This is a genomic window from Candidatus Zixiibacteriota bacterium, assembly GCA_017999435.1.
Lineage (GTDB): Bacteria > Zixibacteria > MSB-5A5 > GN15 > FEB-12 > JAGNLV01.
Genome location: JAGNLV010000001.1, coordinates 293513 through 309188, shown reverse-complemented (window position 1 = coordinate 309188; position 15676 = coordinate 293513). Strand labels below are relative to the sequence as shown.

The window sequence follows — 15676 nt, the reverse complement described above, 5'->3', positions numbered from 1 at the left end:
GGTCAAGGAGCGCGGGCCTTTCGGATGCTCCGGGCGACGGCATGGGCGGCTAGAGCGGGACAAGGTAGCCGACAGACATGCGGACATCGTGGAGGCGGACGGGTTGGGAGAAAGTGCGGAGGCGGCTGTCGCCGGTGTCGCCGGTGATGCGGATGGTGGGGCGCGCCTCCGACATGCCGATTTCGAGCGAGAAGTTGCGATTGAAGCGAAGGCCGAGGGTCGCCCGATAGCCGATTTTCGGGGCCATGGCGATGTCGAGGCCGACGGCGCCGGGAACGAAATCGGTCGGTTCGAGGCCGTCGAAACGGAAGTATCCCTTGTAGAGGAGGGGGCCCATGCCGACAAACCCGGTCATGGCATCGGTGCCCCGGTAGAGGAGGATCTCGGCGCTGAGAATCATAGAGTGCAGCGCACCGTCGGGGTAGGTCTTTGAGCGCATGGCGGCGAATCCGTAATCGGCGCAGGCGCGCAGGAGGAACGGGTGGCGGAGGAGGAATTCGTACTTGGCGGAGATGAGGAGACCGGGATCGGTGAGGACGTTGGGTCCGCCGACACCGATCGTGAAATGCATGTTGACGCCGTTCACCGTGTCCTCAACGACCGGGTTGAGCGGGTAGAGCGGGGAAACCAGCCAGGCGGCAATCAGGATGGTCAGCATACTCGTAGGGCCTCACAGCGGTGATCTAAAAGAATAACGCACCGCGATCAGAAAAAGTCGAAGAAAAGTTGCGGGGATGGGGCCAGGCCGCGAAGGGGCGCGATTGCGGCACTGGCGGCTCCGGAGCGGGGGAAGCCGGCGCCGGCAGCCTGGGTGCGGCAGGCGGCCGGGTGAGGTCATGCAAGCGCTTGCGGCACAAGGAGCATATCGATCTGATTTGACCGCGAAAGCGGTTGACAACCGAGCGAGGGAGGGTATATTAACGCTCTGTGTATGCGATAAGGTGTGAACAAATTCACAAAATGACACGGCGTCGTCCGTGGTAAGTGTCTGTAAGGAATAACCTTAGAACAAACAACTATGAGTGAGCCGAGAACTTTCCTGAATCTCATCAAGGGCGAGTGGGTGCGGTCGAAGTCGGGCAAGACGTACGACAACATCAACCCGGCCAACACGGATGAAGTGGTCGGCGTTTTTCAGAAATCGAACGCCGAGGATGTGAAAGACGCGATTGATGCCGCGGCCGAGGCCTACAAGTCCTGGCGCCTCGTGCCGGCCCCCAAGCGGGGAGATATCCTGTTCAAAGTGGCGGCCCGCCTGCAGAAAGAGAAAGAGAATCTGGCGCGCGACATGACGCGCGAGATGGGGAAAATCCTCGACGAGGCGCGCGGAGACGTGCAGGAAGCGATCGACATGGCTTTCTACATGGCCGGGGAAGGGCGGCGGCTGTTCGGTCAGACGACCCCCTCGGAGTTGCGCAACAAGTTCAACATGTCGATCCGCCAGCCGCTGGGCGTGTGCGCGTTCATCACGCCGTGGAATTTCCCGATGGCGATTCCCTCGTGGAAGATTATGCCGGCCCTGGTGGCCGGGAACACGGTGGTGATCAAGCCGGCGACGGACACGCCGCTGTCGGTGGTTAACCTGGTGCGGATCATGCACGAGGAAGGGGTGCCGGCCGGCGTGGTCAACGTCGTAACCGGCTCGGGCGGAGCGCTGGGCGAACCGCTCATCCGCGACCCCCGCGTGCGCGTGGTGTCGTTCACCGGGTCGACCGAAGTGGGGAGGAAGATTGCCGAGATGTGCGCCCCGCAGTTCAAGCACACGTGTCTGGAGATGGGCGGCAAGAATGTCCAGATCGTGATGGATGACGCCAAGCTGGAGCTGGCGGTGGAAGGGGCGCTGTGGGGGGCGTTCGGGACGACCGGGCAACGCTGCACGGCGACCAGCCGGATCGTGTGCCACAAGGACGCGGTCAAGAAGTTCACCGAGATGATGGTGGAGCGGGCCCGGGCGATCCGGATCGGCAACGGGCTCGACGCGAAGACGCAGATGGGTCCGCACATAAACAAGGACCAGTTGGAGACTTCGCTCGGCTACGTGGAGATCGCCAAGGGGGAGGGCGCGAAGCTCCTGTGCGGCGGGCAGCGGGTGACGGGGGGCTCGTACGACAAGGGATGGTTCATTCAGCCCACCATTTTCGGCGAGGTGACGCAGTCGATGCGGATCTGGCGGGAGGAGGTGTTCGGGCCGGTGCTGTCGATCGCCGTGTGCCGCAATTTTGACGAGGCGATCGAGATGGCCAACGACACCGCCTACGGGCTGTCGGCCTCGATTTACACGCAGGATATCAACAAGGCGTACACGGCGATGCGCGACGTGTACACGGGGATTTTCTATGTCAATGCGCCGACGACCGGGGCCGAGATCCACCTGCCGTTCGGCGGGACGAAAGAGACCGGCAACGGCCACCGCGAGGCGGCCACGGCGGCGCTGGACGTGTTCACGGAGTGGAAGTCGGTGTTTGTCGATTTCTCGGGCGTGTTGCAGCGCGCGCAGATCGACAACGCCTGAGACATGCGGGCGAAAGGAAAGTCCAGGTGCGGTGCAGATACGTTTACCATAGCCGGCACGGGTACCTCCCGCTGTACCTGGTGGAGCAACTGTGGCTGGCCTCGTCGATCGGGCGGCGGGGCGGCGGGACGAGGGGCGGTCACAGGCAATCGTGAACAGGTGCGCTAACCGGAGGTAGGACATGGCCAAGACGAAGAAACGGATCATTATCATGGGGGCGGCGGGACGAGATTTTCACAATTTCAACGTCCTCTACCGCGACAACGACAGCGTCGAAGTGGTCGCATTCACGGCCACGCAGATCCCCGACATCGAGGGGCGGAAGTACCCGAAGGTGCTCGCGGGCAAGAACTACCCGAACGGGATCCCCATTCACGCCGAGGACGAGCTGATCAACCTGATCCGCAAGCACGGCGCCGACGAGGTTGTGTTCTCCTACTCGGACGTCCCCTACCACTATATCATGCAGAAAGCGGCCTACGTGATGGCGGCGGGGGCGCGCTTCGCAGTCGAAGGGGGCGCGGCGACCATGCTGGCCTCGGCCAAGCCGGTGGTGGCGGTGACGGCGGTGCGGACCGGCTGCGGGAAGTCGCAGACGACCCGGCGGGTGGCCGAGGTGCTGCAGGCGCTCGGCAAGAAAGTGGTGGCGATCCGCCACCCCATGCCCTACGGCGACCTGGGCAAACAGGTGGTCCAGCGCTTCGCCCACCTGCGCGATCTCGATACGCACAAGTGCACGATCGAGGAGCGGGAGGAATACGAGCCCCACATCGACCGGGGCGTGGTGGTCTACGCCGGCGTCGATTACGAGAAGATCATTCGCCAGGCCGAGCAGGAAGCCGACGTGATCCTGTGGGACGGCGGGAACAACGACATGTCGTTCTACAAGCCGGACCTGTACATCACGGTGGTCGACCCGCACCGCCCGGGCCACGAGATCTCCTACTACCCCGGCCAGAACAACCTCCTGCTGGCGGACGTGGTCGTGATCAATAAGATCGACTCGGCCGAGCCGGAAGGGGTGGCCGAGGTGCGGGCCAACGTCAGTGCCTACAATCCGGACGCGGTCGTGATCGACGCGGCCTCGCCGCTCGATGTCGACAAGCCCGCGCTGATCAAGGGCAAGCGGGTGCTCGTGGTCGAGGACGGGCCGACACTCACCCACGGCGAGATGGCCTACGGGGCGGGCGTGGTGGCGGCCGAGAAATTCGGCGCGGCCGAACTGGTCGATCCCCGGCCCTACACGGTCAACTCGATCTCGGAGACATTCAAGAAGTACCCGGACATCGGAGTCCTCCTCCCGGCCATGGGCTACGGCCCGAAGCAGATCAAGGATCTGGAGACGACGATCAACCGGACGGAGTGCGACGCGGTGGTGATCGCCACGCCGATCGACCTGTCGCGGATCATCAAGATCAGGAAACCGACGGTGCGGGTGGGTTACAGCCTGCAGGAGATCGGGCGGCCGAACCTGGCGGACGTGCTGGGCGAATTTGTCGGACGGCAGAAGAAAGGGGCGGCCAAGGCGCCGGCCCCGAGGAAGAAAGCCCGCGGATGACCACGGCGCGGGCCGGGGAAAACCCCCGGCCCGCCGGCATGAACTGCAACGAGGACAGACCAATCAGGCAGACAGCAGCAAACAGAACGGCAGTGGTGGCGCTCGGCGGGAACGCGATCACCCGGCCGGACCAGGAAGACACGATCGCCAACCAGTTCGCGAACACGCGGAAATCGCTGGACGGGATCGTGGATCTGGCGCGCGACGGTTTCAACCTGGTGATCTCGCACGGCAACGGGCCGCAGGTCGGCAACGCGCTCTTGCGGGTGGAACTCGCCCGCGGACGGGCGCCGATCCTGCCCTTGGGCGTGCTGGTGGCGGACACCGAGGGCGGGATGGGCTACATGATCGAGCAGTCGCTCCAGAACCGGCTGCGCAGCGAGAAAATCGACCGGCGCGTGGTCACCCTCATCACCCAGATGCTCATCGATATGAACGACCCGGCCCTCCAGAACCCGACCAAATTCATCGGGCAGTTCTACACCGAAGAGGAGGCGCGGCGCTTCGCCAAGGAGCGCGGGTGGACCATGAAGCAGGATGCTCAGCGGGGGTGGCGGCGCGTGGTCCCGTCGCCGAAACCGACCGCCGTGGTCAACGGCGAGACGATCAGGGAGCTGGTCGCCCGCGGTATCATCGTCATCGCCGCCGGCGGCGGCGGCATCCCGGTCTACCTCGACGGCCGGGGATACTACGAGGGGTTCGATGCGGTGATCGACAAAGACCTCGCCTCGGCGGTGCTGGCCAACGAGATCGGCGCCGACATCCTGTGCATCCTCACCGCCGTCGACCACGTCGCCGTCGCTTTCGGCACCCCGCAGGAGAAAAAGCTCGAAGAAGTGACGGTGACGCGGATGCGGCAGTACCTTCGCGAGGGACACTTCCCCCCGGGGTCGATGGGGCCGAAGGTGGAAGCGGCGGTGAAATTCATCGAGCACGGGGGAAAACTCGTGATCATTACGTCGCTGGAAAACGCTCACGCCGCGGTGCACGGCCAGGCGGGAACGCGCATACGCCCGGATTGAAATGAACGAATTGTCACGGGAAGCGATCGAGGCAGTTCTGGAGAAAGGCCGCATGTACGAGGTCGGAGGAACGGTCCGGGACCGGCTGCTGGCCGGGAGTCCGGCGAGCGCGGACCGGGATTTCCTCGTCACGGGGATCGGGTACGACGAGTTGTCGCGCCTGCTGCGGCAGTTCGGCCAGGTAAACCTGGTGGGCCGCAGTTTCGGGGTAATCAAGTACACGGAGTACCGGGACGGGGCGCCGGTGACGTTCGACATTTCGCTGCCCCGGACGGAGCACTCGACGGGGGTGGGGCACAAGGATTTCGAGGTGCGGTACGATCCCGCGCTGGCGATCGAAGACGACCTCGTGCGGCGGGATTTCACGATCAACGCGATGGCGATCGCGCTGGGGTCCGACGAGATCATCGACCCGCTCGGCGGGCAGGAAGACCTGCGCAAGCGGCTGGTCCGGATGGTCTACCCGGAGTCATTCACCGACGACCCGCTGCGCATGCTGCGGGCGGTGGGGTTTGCGGCGCGCTTCGAATTCGACATCGAGGAGCGGACGTTTGCGGCGATCGCGGCCAAGGCCCCGCTTATCCGGACGGTCTCGGCCGAGCGGATCGCCGAGGAGCTGCGCAAACTGCTCGAGCGGGCGGCCCGCCCCTCGCGCGGACTCCAGCTGATGGAACGGAGCGGGCTCCTGGCGGAGGTCCTCCCCGAACTGCAGGCCTGTGTCGGCGTGGCGCAGCCGGGCGGGTTCCACGCCTACGACGTGTTCGAACACACGCTGCGGACGATCGACGCCTGCCCGCGCGGGCTGGCGGTGCGGCTGGCGGCGCTGTTCCACGATATCAACAAGCCGCAGGCCAAGCGCGAGGTGATCCGGGAGGGGCAGCCGGGGGCGACGTTCTACGGCCACGAGATGCTCGGCGCGGCGACCGCCCGGAGCGTGCTGCGCCGCCTGCGCTTCGCCCACGACCTGATCCGGCAGGTGACCACCCTGGTCGAGCGGCACATGTTCACGACGGACGTGACCGACAAGGGGTTGCGCCGGCTGGTCCGCCGGGTAGGCGTGCCCCTTATTTTCGACCTTTTGGACCTGCGGCGGGCCGATGTGACCGCCCAGGGCATGGGGGGACGGACGGACGATGTGGACGAATTTGAGGCCCGGATCCGCGCGGAGCTGGACCGGAAACCGCCGTTTTCGCTGAACGATCTGGCACTTGACGGCGGCGACGTGATGCGTATCCTGAAGGTGGCGCCCGGGCCGCTGATCGGCCGCGTGCTGGACTACCTGCTGGAGCAGGTGCTCGACGACCCGGAGCTGAATCAGCCGGAGACGCTGGCGGACCTGGCCCGGGAGTTCTACGAGGCAACGAAGGAGAGTCCGAACGATAAGGAATCCGACCTATGAAGATTCACGAGTATCAGGCGAAGCAACTGTTCGCGCGCCACGGGATCCCGGTGCCGGCGGGGGACGTGGCGACGACGCCGCTGGAGGCGTATCAGATCGCCGACCGGGTGAACAAGCCGGTGATGGTGAAGGCGCAGGTCCACGTCGGCGGCCGCGGCAAGGCCGGGGGGGTCAAATACGCCGAAAACGCCGAGGCCGCGAAAGTGCTCGCCACCACCATCCTGGGGATGGACATCAAGGGTCTGACGGTCAAGAAGGTGCTGGTTACGGAGGCCGCCGACATCATCTCGGAAGCGTACGTGGGAATCATCCTCGACCGGGCGAGCCGGAGGCCGGTGATCATGGTGTCGGCGGCGGGCGGGATCGACATCGAGGAAGTGGCGGCGAAGACGCCCGAGAAGATTCACAAGCTGGCGGTCGATCCGGTCACCGGGCTGAAGCTGTTCCAGGCGCGGAACCTCGCCTACAAGCTCTACCGGGACATCAGCCAGGTCCGCCAGGCGGCCGACATCATCATGAAGCTCTACGAGACGTTCTGGGCGGTGGATGCGTCGCTGGTGGAAATCAATCCGCTCATCACGAACGCGGCGAGCGAGGTGGTGGCGATCGACGCGAAAGTCAACATCGACGACAACGCCCTCTACCGCCAGCCGGCAATCACGGCCATGCGGGACCTGGACGCGGAGCCGCCGACCGAGACCCAGGCGCGCGAGGCCGACCTCTCGTACGTGAAACTCGAGGGGACGATCGGGTGCATGGTCAACGGAGCGGGGCTGGCGATGGCGACCATGGATCTCGTGAAGCGCTACGGGGGCGAGCCGGCCAATTTCCTCGATATCGGCGGCTCGTCCAACCCGCAGAAGGTGGTGACGGCGCTGCGCATCATCACCTCGGATCCCAACGTGAAGGCCATCCTGGTCAACATCTTCGGGGGGATCACGCGGTGCGACGACGTGGCCAACGGACTCGTGCAGGCGCTCGACGAGTTGAAGCCGAAGACGCCGATCGTAGTGCGGCTGGCCGGAACGAACGAGGCGGAGGCGGCGCGCATCCTCGCGCGCTACCATCTGCCGTTTGAAGATACGCTCGACAAGGTGGTCAAAAAAGCGATTGCGCTGGCGGGCGGACAGGACTAGGCGAGGTAGCGTATGGCGATATTCATCAATCAGAAATCCAGAGTGCTCGTGCAGGGAATCACCGGCCGCGACGGCTCGTTTCACGCCCAGCAGATGAAGGCTTACGGCACGCAGGTGGTGGGCGGCGTGACGCCCGGAAAGGGCGGCTCCCAGGTGGCGGGAATACCCGTGTTCAACACGGTGGAAGAGGCGGTCGGGGCGACCGGGGCGGACGTGTCGGTCGTCTACGTGCCGCCGGCGTTCGCCGTCGATGCGATCTACGAGGCGGTCGACGCCGGGATCGGGCTGGTGGTGTGCATCACCGAAGGACTTCCGGCGAACGACATGATGAAGGTGTACCCGTACGTCAAGGCGCGCGGGGCGCGGCTGATCGGGCCCAACTGCCCCGGCCTCATCTCGGTCGACCAGTGCAAGATCGGGATCATGCCGGCGACGATTGTGAAAAAGGGCAACGTCGGAGTGGTCTCGCGGTCGGGGACGCTCACCTACGAGGCGATCTGGGCGCTCACGCTGGCGGGAATGGGGCAGACCACCTGCATCGGAATCGGCGGGGACCAGGTGATCGGGACCACTTTCATCGACTGCCTGGAGGCGTTCGAGGCCGACCCGGCGACGCGGGGGGTGGTCATGATCGGGGAGATCGGCGGATCCGACGAGGAGGAGGCGGCCGCGTTCATCAAGAAGCGCATGACCAAGCCGGTGGTAGCCTTCATCGCCGGGCGTTCGGCGCCGCCGGGCAAGCGGATGGGGCACGCCGGGGCGATCATCTCCGGCGGCAGCGGCACGGCCGAGGGGAAGGTGGCGGCGCTCACGGCGGCGGGGGTGCCGGTGGCGGGATCGCCGACCGAGATCCCCGCGCTGTTGAGAGACCTGATGGCCAGGCGCGCGGGCAAGGCCAGGAGCGCGGCGCGGCCGGCGGCCAAACCGGCGTCCCGCGCGGGGACCAAGATCAGGACCACATCCGGCCGAGCAAGCGCGGCGCGCGCGGCCCGACCGGCGGCAAAAGCAAACAAAAAGCCGCACGCGGCGAAGAAGACCGGGACCAAGGCCAGGAAGAAAGCTCCGGCGGGCAGACGAAAATGAGCGGCGTCGGCGGACGTTCGGCCGCCACGGCGGCCGACAACCTCGGAGACGTGAGATGACGGCGATAGAGACCGAGTCGGGCGAGACCAGAGAGAAGCCCGGCCCGCAGAACAAGTACGACTATTCGAAGGGGCCCGCCCCTTTGAACATCAACCTCGCGTGGTGCAAGGCCTGCAACATCTGCATCGCCCTGTGCCCGCGTCAGGTATTCGAACCGGACCGCGACGGCAAGCCGGTCCTCGCGCGGCCGGAGAACTGCACCCAGTGCCAGATTTGCTGGATTCACTGTCCGGATTTCGCGATAACCTCGAACTACAAGTGATGGGAGCGTCGCTTATGCCACTCAATCAACAACTGCTGCAGGGGAACGCCGCGTGCGTGCAGGGCGCCCTGTACGCGGGGATGCGATTCTACGCCGGCTACCCCATCACGCCCTCGACCGAGATCGCCGAGGTGAGCGCGCGCGAACTGCCCAAATTGGGCGGCCGGTTCATCCAGATGGAGGATGAGATCGCCTCGATCGCGGCCATCGTGGGAGCCTCGGTGTCGGGGCTCAAAGCGATGACGGGGACCTCGGGGCCCGGGTTCTCCCTCATGGTGGAGAACCTCGGGTATGCCTACATGACCGAGGTGCCGGTCGTGATTGTCAACGTCCAGCGCGGCGGACCCTCGACGGGACTGCCGACCAAGGTGAGCCAGTCGGACACGATGCAGGCGCGCTGGGGGACGCACGGCGACTACACCGCGATCGCCGTCGCGCCCTCGAACGTCAACGATACCTTCACCGAGACCGTCCGGGCATTCAACCTGGCCGAGCGCTTCCGCACGCCGGTCACGGTGCTGCTCGACGAGGTGATCGGGCACTCGCGGGAGATCATCCGGATCCCGGAGCCGGGGGAGCTCGAAGTGCGCGACCGGGTGAGGCCGACGGTGCCGCCGGAGCAGTATGTGCCGTATGAGATGACGGCCAACGGGGTGAACCCGATGCCGGCGTACGGCGAGGGATACCGCTACAACGTGACCGGACTCACCCACGACGCGAAGGGGTTTCCGACCAACCGGGCGGACGAGATCAAGCCCAAGCTCGACAAGCTGCGGTTCAAGATCGAGCACTTTGTGGACGAGATCGCGAAGTTGCGGACCGAGTATGTCGAGGACGCCGAGTACGTGTACGTGACCTACGGATCAGTGGCGCGGACGGCCCTGCAGGCGACGAAGCTGGCGCGCCAGGCGGGGTTCAAGGTAGGGTGCGTACAGCTCTACACGGTGTGGCCGTTCCCCGACCGCCAGCTGCGCGAGCTGTGCGGGCGGGCGCGGCAGGTGATTGTCGGCGAGCTGAACATGGGACAGATCATTCACGAAGTCAGGCGGGTGCTGCCGCCGGATATTCCGGTGCACGGATTACAGCGGTATGACGGGGAAATCCTGACGCCAATGCAGCTTCTGGAGAAGCTGGAGGAGGTGCTCTAATGGCCACTGTGACCGACAGCAAAGAGAGCCGGAAGCAGCGGTCGGACGTGACCCTGGGCTACCTTCGGCCGGGGAAGAAATTCCCGAACGTGTGGTGTCCGGGCTGCGGGATCGGCGTGGTGATGGGGGCGTTCATCCGCGCCCTCGACAAGCTCGGGTACGGCAAGGACGAGGTGGTCATGGTCTCGGGGATCGGCTGTTCGAGCCGGATGCCGGTGTACATGGATTTCAACTCGCTCCACACGACCCACGGACGGGCGCTGCCGTTTGCGACCGGTGTGAAGTTCGCGCGGCCGGAGATGAAAGTGGTCGTGATCACGGGCGACGGCGACGCGCTGGCGATCGGCGGGAATCACTTCATTCACGCCTGCCGGCGCAACATCGACATCACCACCATCCTCATCAACAACAACATCTACGGCATGACCGGGGGACAGGGATCGCCGACGACACCGGCCAACGCGTTTTCGACAACCACCCCCTACGGGAACTCCGAGAAGCACTTCGACGCGTGCGAGCTGGCCAAGGCGGCGGGGGCGACCTGGGTCGGGCGGGGGACGGTCTACCACACGCCCCAGTTGGAGAACCTGATCACCAAGGCGCTCGAACACAAGGGCTTTTCGCTGGTGGAGGCGGTGTCCAACTGCCACACCTATTTCGGGCGGCTCAACCGGCAGGGGGACGCGGTGACGATGCTCCAGTCGTTCAAGGAAAACGCGGTCATGGCGAGCAAGGCCAAGTCGATGACCAAGGAGGAACTGGAGGGGAAGTTCACAATCGGCGTGCTCCACGACGACACCCAGACGAGCGAGTTCTGCGACGAGTACCGGATGCTGGTCGAGCGCGTCCGGGCCAAGAAGAAATGAGGCGCACTATGGCACATCGGTTACTCGACAAGATACAGGTTCCGACCGACCGGTTCGAGATGCGGCTGTCGGGGTCGGGCGGCCAGGGAATGATATTCGCCTCGGTCGTGCTGTCGAAGGCGATCGGGACCGGCGAGCAGGCGAAGAAAGTCTGCCAGAGCCAGTCGTACGGTCCGGAGGCGCGCGGCGGGGCATCGAAGTCCGACGTGGTGGTGTCCTCGGACGAGATCTACTACCCGAAGGCGATGAAGCTTGACCTGCTGCTGGCGATGACGCAGGAGGCCCTGGACAAGTACTTCGGGGATCTCAAGGGCGACGGGATCCTGATCGTGGATTCCTCGCTGGTCAGCGAATACCCGGCGGACCGGGCCTACGCGCTGGAGTTCACACGCATGGCGCGGAACGACATCGGGAGCATCATGGTGGCCAACGTGATCGCGCTGGGATCGATCGCCGCCCTCACCGGGTTGGTCTCGTGTGAGAAGCTGACCGAGGCGGTGCTGCAGCACGCGCCCAAGGGGACCGAGGACAAGAACCGCCGGGCCGTCGAGCTCGGGTGGGAGGAGGCGCTGAAGCTGAAGAAGTAGGGGGGCGAACCGGACCGGATCGACCCCCGACCCGCGGGAGCGCGGGGGGCGGGCCGCGCACGAAGCAGACAAAGGAGTCGGATTGAACAGGACGCTGCTGATAATCAAACCGGATGCGACGGAGCGGAATCTGATCGGGCATGTGATCGGCCGGCTCGAACGGGCGCATTTCAGGATCATCGCCATGCGCATGGAGCGGCTGACCGCCGCAGAGGCGGAACGGTTCTACGAGGTGCACCGGGAGCGCCCGTTCTTCCGTTCGCTCGTGGCTTTCATGACGTCCGGCCCGGTGGTGTCGATGGTGCTGGAGAAGGAGAATGCCGTGGCCGATCTCCGCACGCTCATGGGGGCGACCAACCCGGCCCAGGCGGCGTGCGGGACGATTCGGCAGGAGATCGGCGTGAACGTGGAGAAGAACTCGGTGCACGGCTCCGACTCCGAGGAGAATGCGCAGCGCGAGATCGCGTTCTTCTTTGAAAGTCCGGTGTAAACAGCGGCGCGCGGGCGGCCCGGCCGCCCGCCGCCCGACGGTGTCATGACGGGCCGGATCCCCCGCCGGGAGCCGGCCTGTCGCATTGGGGAAGTCCTTGCGCATGCAGCAGGTGGCGCTTCACTACGGGCGGGGAGAACTGGTCCTCGCCATTCCCGACGAGTACGCGGTCACCGCCTTCGCCCCCCGGCCGGCGGACGAGCCGGTCACCTACGAGCGGTTCCGCGCGGAGTTCATCGGACGGGGCGGGCTTGCGGCGATCCGGGGAGAGCCGGTCGTGGTGGTCAACGACGGTTTTCGCCGCACGCCCACGGCGCTCGTGCTCGAGTGGCTCGACCGGATCGACTCCGGACTCCTGGACCGGGCGTCATTTCTGGCGGCCACGGGAACGCACGGGACGCCGAGCGAGGAGGACTGGGGGAAGATTTTCGGCCGCTTCCGGGAGCGGGTGCGGGCGCGGACGGCCGTCCACGACTGCCGCGACGCCGGATCGATGACGCGGCTGGGAGAGGACCCGCTGGGCGGCGAGGTCTATGTCAATCGGGCGGTGCTCGGGACGCGGCCGGTGGTGGTGATCGGATCGGTCGAGCCGCACTATTTCGCGGGCTACACCGGGGGGCGCAAGGGGATTTTCCCCGGCATGGTCGACCTGGCGACGACGGAGCGGAACCACAATTTGGCGCGGGCGATGGCGGCGGCGCCGCTTCGTCTGGCCGGGAACCCGGTGGCCGAGCATTTGCAGGCGCTCATGGACCGGATCGACGGGGCGAGGTTTTTCTCGATTCAGGCGGTGCTCGATGCGGCGCAGCGGGTTGCGGGCGTCTTCTGCGGAGGAATGACGGAGTCGTTCCAGCGGGCGACGGTCCTGGCCGACCAAATCTACGCTTTCCGCGGGGCGGGGCCGTTCGGGACGGTGCTGGCGGAACTCCGTCCGCCCCTGGACCGGAACCTGTACCAGCTTCAGAAAGCAGTCGAGAACTGTCAGGCGGCGGTGGCCGACGGGGGGGCGCTGGTCGTGGTCTCGGCCTGCGCGGAGGGGATGGGGTCGCCGCATTTTGCCGATTTGGCGACGCGCTGGGATCCGGGCGGCAATGCCCCGCGCGACGGCGGCCCGGCCACTTTCGGGTCGCACAAGCTGTCGCGGGTCGTGGCGATCGCCCGGCGCATTGCGGTGCGCGTCCACACGGAGATGAAAGATGACGAAGTGAGGCGGGTGTTTTACGAACCGCTTGACAACGTGGCGAACTTTTTGTACTTAAGGCGCGACGCATGTGAAAATAATAACTTAGCGGTTGTATATGACGCGGGCCACACGGTTCTCACTGCATAACGCTCCGCGCCGTGGCAACACCAGGAGGTTCGAATGAACAGAAAGATCGCCGTAGTAGGAGCCGGGAATGTGGGTGCGTCGTGCGCGATGTACCTGGCCGAGGCGAACCTGGCCGATGTCGCGATGGTCGACATCATTGAGGGGCTGCCCCAGGGGAAGGGGCTCGACCTGAGCCAGGCCGGGCCGGTGCGCGGGTACAACGCCATGATCGACGGGTCGAACGACATGGCGGCTGTCAAGGGCGCGGACATTGTAGTGATGACGGCCGGGCTGGCCCGCAAGCCGGGCATGACGCGCGAGGATCTGCTGACCAAGAACGCCGAGATCGTGGGCGGCGTGGCCAAGGAGATCAAGAAGCACGCGCCCAAAGCCTACGTGATCGTGGTCTCCAACCCGCTCGACCTGATGACCTACCACATGATGAAAGTGACGGGCTTCCCCAAGGAGCGTGTCATCGGCCAGGCCGGCGTGCTGGATTCGACACGCTTCCGCACATTCGTGGCCATGGAGCTGGGGGTGGCGATGGCCGACGTGCAGGCGATGGTGCTCGGGGGACACGGCGACACGATGGTGCCGCTGTCGCGCTACACGACCGTGGCGGGCATCCCGATCGGCGAGCTGATCCCGAAAGAGCGGATCAAGGCGATCGAGGAACGGACGGCCAACGGGGGCGGCGAGATCGTCAAGCTGCTCAAAACCGGGTCGGCCTACTACGCACCGGCGGCAGCGACCGTGCAGATGGTGCGGGCGATCCTCAACGATGAGAAGCGTCTCCTGCCGTGCTCGTGCTACCTCACGGGCGAGTACGGGATCGAGGACATGCACATCGGCGTGCCGTGCATTCTCGGCGCCAAGGGTGTGGAGAAGATCCTCGAGCTGAAGTTGAACAAGGCGGAACTGACGTCGCTGCAGAAGTCGGCGGCCACTTACAAAGAACACATGAAGATCATGGGATACTAGAGGAGCGAGCGATGGCGAAGTACAAGCATATCGTCGTCCCGAGCGAGGGGACGCGCATCGTCGTCAAGAACAAACAGCTCCAGATCCCCGATGAGCCGATCATCCCGTTTATCGAGGGAGACGGCACCGGGCGGGATATCTGGAAAGCGACGCGGCGGGTCGTCGATGCGGCGGTTGAGAAGGCCTACGGCGGCAGGAAGCGGATCGTGTGGATGGAGATCTACGCGGGGGAGAAGGCCAACGAGCTGTACAAGGAGTGGCTGCCGGACGAGACCGTGGATGCGATCCGCAAATACGTGGTGGCGCTCAAGGGGCCGCTCACCACGCCGATCGGGGGCGGGTTCCGCTCGCTCAACGTGAGCCTGCGCCAGTTCCTCAACCTCTACGCCTGCGTCCGGCCGGTGCGCTATTTCCGCGGCGTCGGGTCACCCGTCTGCCACCCGGAGAAGCTCAACGTCGTCATCTTCCGCGAAAACACGGAAGACGTCTACGCCGGGATCGAGTGGCAGAAGGGGTCGAAGGAGGCGCAGAAAGTGATCGCCTGGCTGAACAAGAACATGAAGCAGGCGATCCGGACCGACAGCGGGATCGGAATCAAGCCGATCTCGATGACCGGGACCACCCGGCTGGTGCGCAAAGCGATCAAGTACGCGCTGGAGAAGAAGCACAAATCGGTGACTTTGGTGCACAAGGGGAACATCATGAAGTACACCGAGGGCGCGTTCCGCGACTGGGGATACCGGGTGGCGAAGAAGGAGTTCGGCGCCCACACGATCACCGAGGACGAGCTGTGGTCGAAGTACGACGGGAAGCAGCCGGAGGGCAAGCTGCTGATCAAGGACCGGATCGCCGATTCGATGTTCCAGCAGATTCTCACCCGGCCGGACGAGTACGAGATCCTGGCGACGCCGAATCTGAACGGGGACTACCTGTCGGATGCGTGCGCCGCGCAGGTCGGGGGCCTGGGGATGGCGCCGGGCGCGAACATCGGCGATTTCGTGGCCCTGTTCGAGGCGACCCACGGCACGGCGCCCAAGTACGCCGACAAGGACATGATCAACCCCGGCTCGCTGATCCTGTCGGCGGCGATGATGCTGGATTACCTGAACTGGCCCGAGGCCGGTGCATTGATTCACTCGGCGCTGCAGACGACGATCGACCGGAAGACGGTCACCTACGACCTGGAACGCCAGATGCCGGGGGCGACCAAGGTCGGGACGGCGGAGTTCGGAATGCAGATCATCAAGAACATGTAGATCGGAC

At 65.2% G+C, this 15676-nt stretch carries 15 protein-coding genes; 14 read left to right on the top strand and 1 reads right to left on the bottom strand.

What is annotated here, in order from left to right; translation table 11 throughout:
- Positions 1 to 49: 49 nt before the first annotated feature.
- Positions 50 to 658, bottom strand: coding sequence for a hypothetical protein (locus tag KA261_01480; GenBank protein ID MBP7696453.1), 609 nt, complete (start codon positions 656 to 658; stop codon positions 50 to 52).
- Between the two features lie 360 nt (positions 659 to 1018).
- Here KA261_01480 and KA261_01475 point away from each other — a divergent pair, with 360 nt between their 5' ends.
- The 14 genes from KA261_01475 (at position 1019) to icd (ending at position 15669) form a co-directional block, all read left to right on the top strand.
- Positions 1019 to 2512, top strand: coding sequence for an aldehyde dehydrogenase family protein (locus tag KA261_01475; GenBank protein MBP7696452.1), 1494 nt, complete (start codon positions 1019 to 1021; stop codon positions 2510 to 2512).
- Positions 2513 to 2693: 181 nt separating this feature from the next.
- Positions 2694 to 4070 carry a GTPase gene (locus tag KA261_01470; protein MBP7696451.1) on the top strand — a complete coding sequence of 459 codons (1377 nt, stop codon included), beginning with the start codon at positions 2694 to 2696 and terminating at the stop codon, positions 4068 to 4070.
- A gap of 38 nt (positions 4071 to 4108) precedes the next feature.
- Positions 4109 to 5092 carry a carbamate kinase gene (gene arcC / locus KA261_01465; GenBank protein MBP7696450.1) on the top strand — a complete coding sequence of 328 codons (984 nt, stop codon included), beginning with the start codon at positions 4109 to 4111 and terminating at the stop codon, positions 5090 to 5092.
- A gap of 1 nt (position 5093) precedes the next feature.
- A complete protein-coding gene (locus KA261_01460; GenBank protein ID MBP7696449.1) occupies positions 5094 to 6491 on the top strand; it encodes an HD domain-containing protein in 1398 nt (465 codons plus the stop codon).
- Positions 6488 to 7627, top strand: a complete 1140-nt coding sequence (gene sucC / locus KA261_01455; GenBank protein MBP7696448.1) for an ADP-forming succinate--CoA ligase subunit beta — start codon at positions 6488 to 6490, stop codon at positions 7625 to 7627. Before KA261_01460 ends, sucC begins: the two co-directional genes overlap by 4 nt.
- 12 nt (positions 7628 to 7639) lie before the next feature.
- Positions 7640 to 8710, top strand: coding sequence for a succinate--CoA ligase subunit alpha (gene sucD, locus KA261_01450; protein ID MBP7696447.1), 1071 nt, complete (start codon positions 7640 to 7642; stop codon positions 8708 to 8710).
- Positions 8711 to 8765: 55 nt separating this feature from the next.
- Positions 8766 to 9032 (top strand): ferredoxin, encoded by a 267-nt coding sequence (locus KA261_01445; GenBank protein MBP7696446.1) that lies wholly within the window; start codon positions 8766 to 8768, stop codon positions 9030 to 9032.
- A gap of 14 nt (positions 9033 to 9046) precedes the next feature.
- Entirely contained in the window at positions 9047 to 10180 is a 1134-nt protein-coding gene (locus KA261_01440) for a 2-oxoacid:acceptor oxidoreductase subunit alpha (protein ID MBP7696445.1), read from the top strand.
- Positions 10180 to 11046, top strand: a complete 867-nt coding sequence (locus KA261_01435) for a 2-oxoacid:ferredoxin oxidoreductase subunit beta (GenBank protein MBP7696444.1) — start codon at positions 10180 to 10182, stop codon at positions 11044 to 11046. Before KA261_01440 ends, KA261_01435 begins: the two co-directional genes overlap by 1 nt.
- Before the next feature lie 8 nt (positions 11047 to 11054).
- Positions 11055 to 11633, top strand: coding sequence for a 2-oxoacid:acceptor oxidoreductase family protein (locus KA261_01430; protein MBP7696443.1), 579 nt, complete (start codon positions 11055 to 11057; stop codon positions 11631 to 11633).
- A gap of 82 nt (positions 11634 to 11715) precedes the next feature.
- On the top strand, positions 11716 to 12123 hold the full coding sequence (gene ndk, locus KA261_01425) for a nucleoside-diphosphate kinase (protein ID MBP7696442.1): 408 nt from the start codon (positions 11716 to 11718) through the stop codon (positions 12121 to 12123).
- Between the two features lie 103 nt (positions 12124 to 12226).
- Positions 12227 to 13453 carry a DUF2088 domain-containing protein gene (locus KA261_01420; GenBank protein ID MBP7696441.1) on the top strand — a complete coding sequence of 409 codons (1227 nt, stop codon included), beginning with the start codon at positions 12227 to 12229 and terminating at the stop codon, positions 13451 to 13453.
- A 33-nt stretch (positions 13454 to 13486) separates the two neighbouring features.
- Positions 13487 to 14413, top strand: coding sequence for a malate dehydrogenase (gene mdh / locus KA261_01415; GenBank protein ID MBP7696440.1), 927 nt, complete (start codon positions 13487 to 13489; stop codon positions 14411 to 14413).
- An 11-nt stretch (positions 14414 to 14424) separates the two neighbouring features.
- The gene (gene icd, locus KA261_01410; GenBank protein ID MBP7696439.1) at positions 14425 to 15669 is read left to right on the top strand and encodes an isocitrate dehydrogenase (NADP(+)); all 1245 of its coding nucleotides are present in this window, start codon (positions 14425 to 14427) and stop codon (positions 15667 to 15669) included.
- The last annotated feature ends 7 nt before the right edge of the window (positions 15670 to 15676 follow it).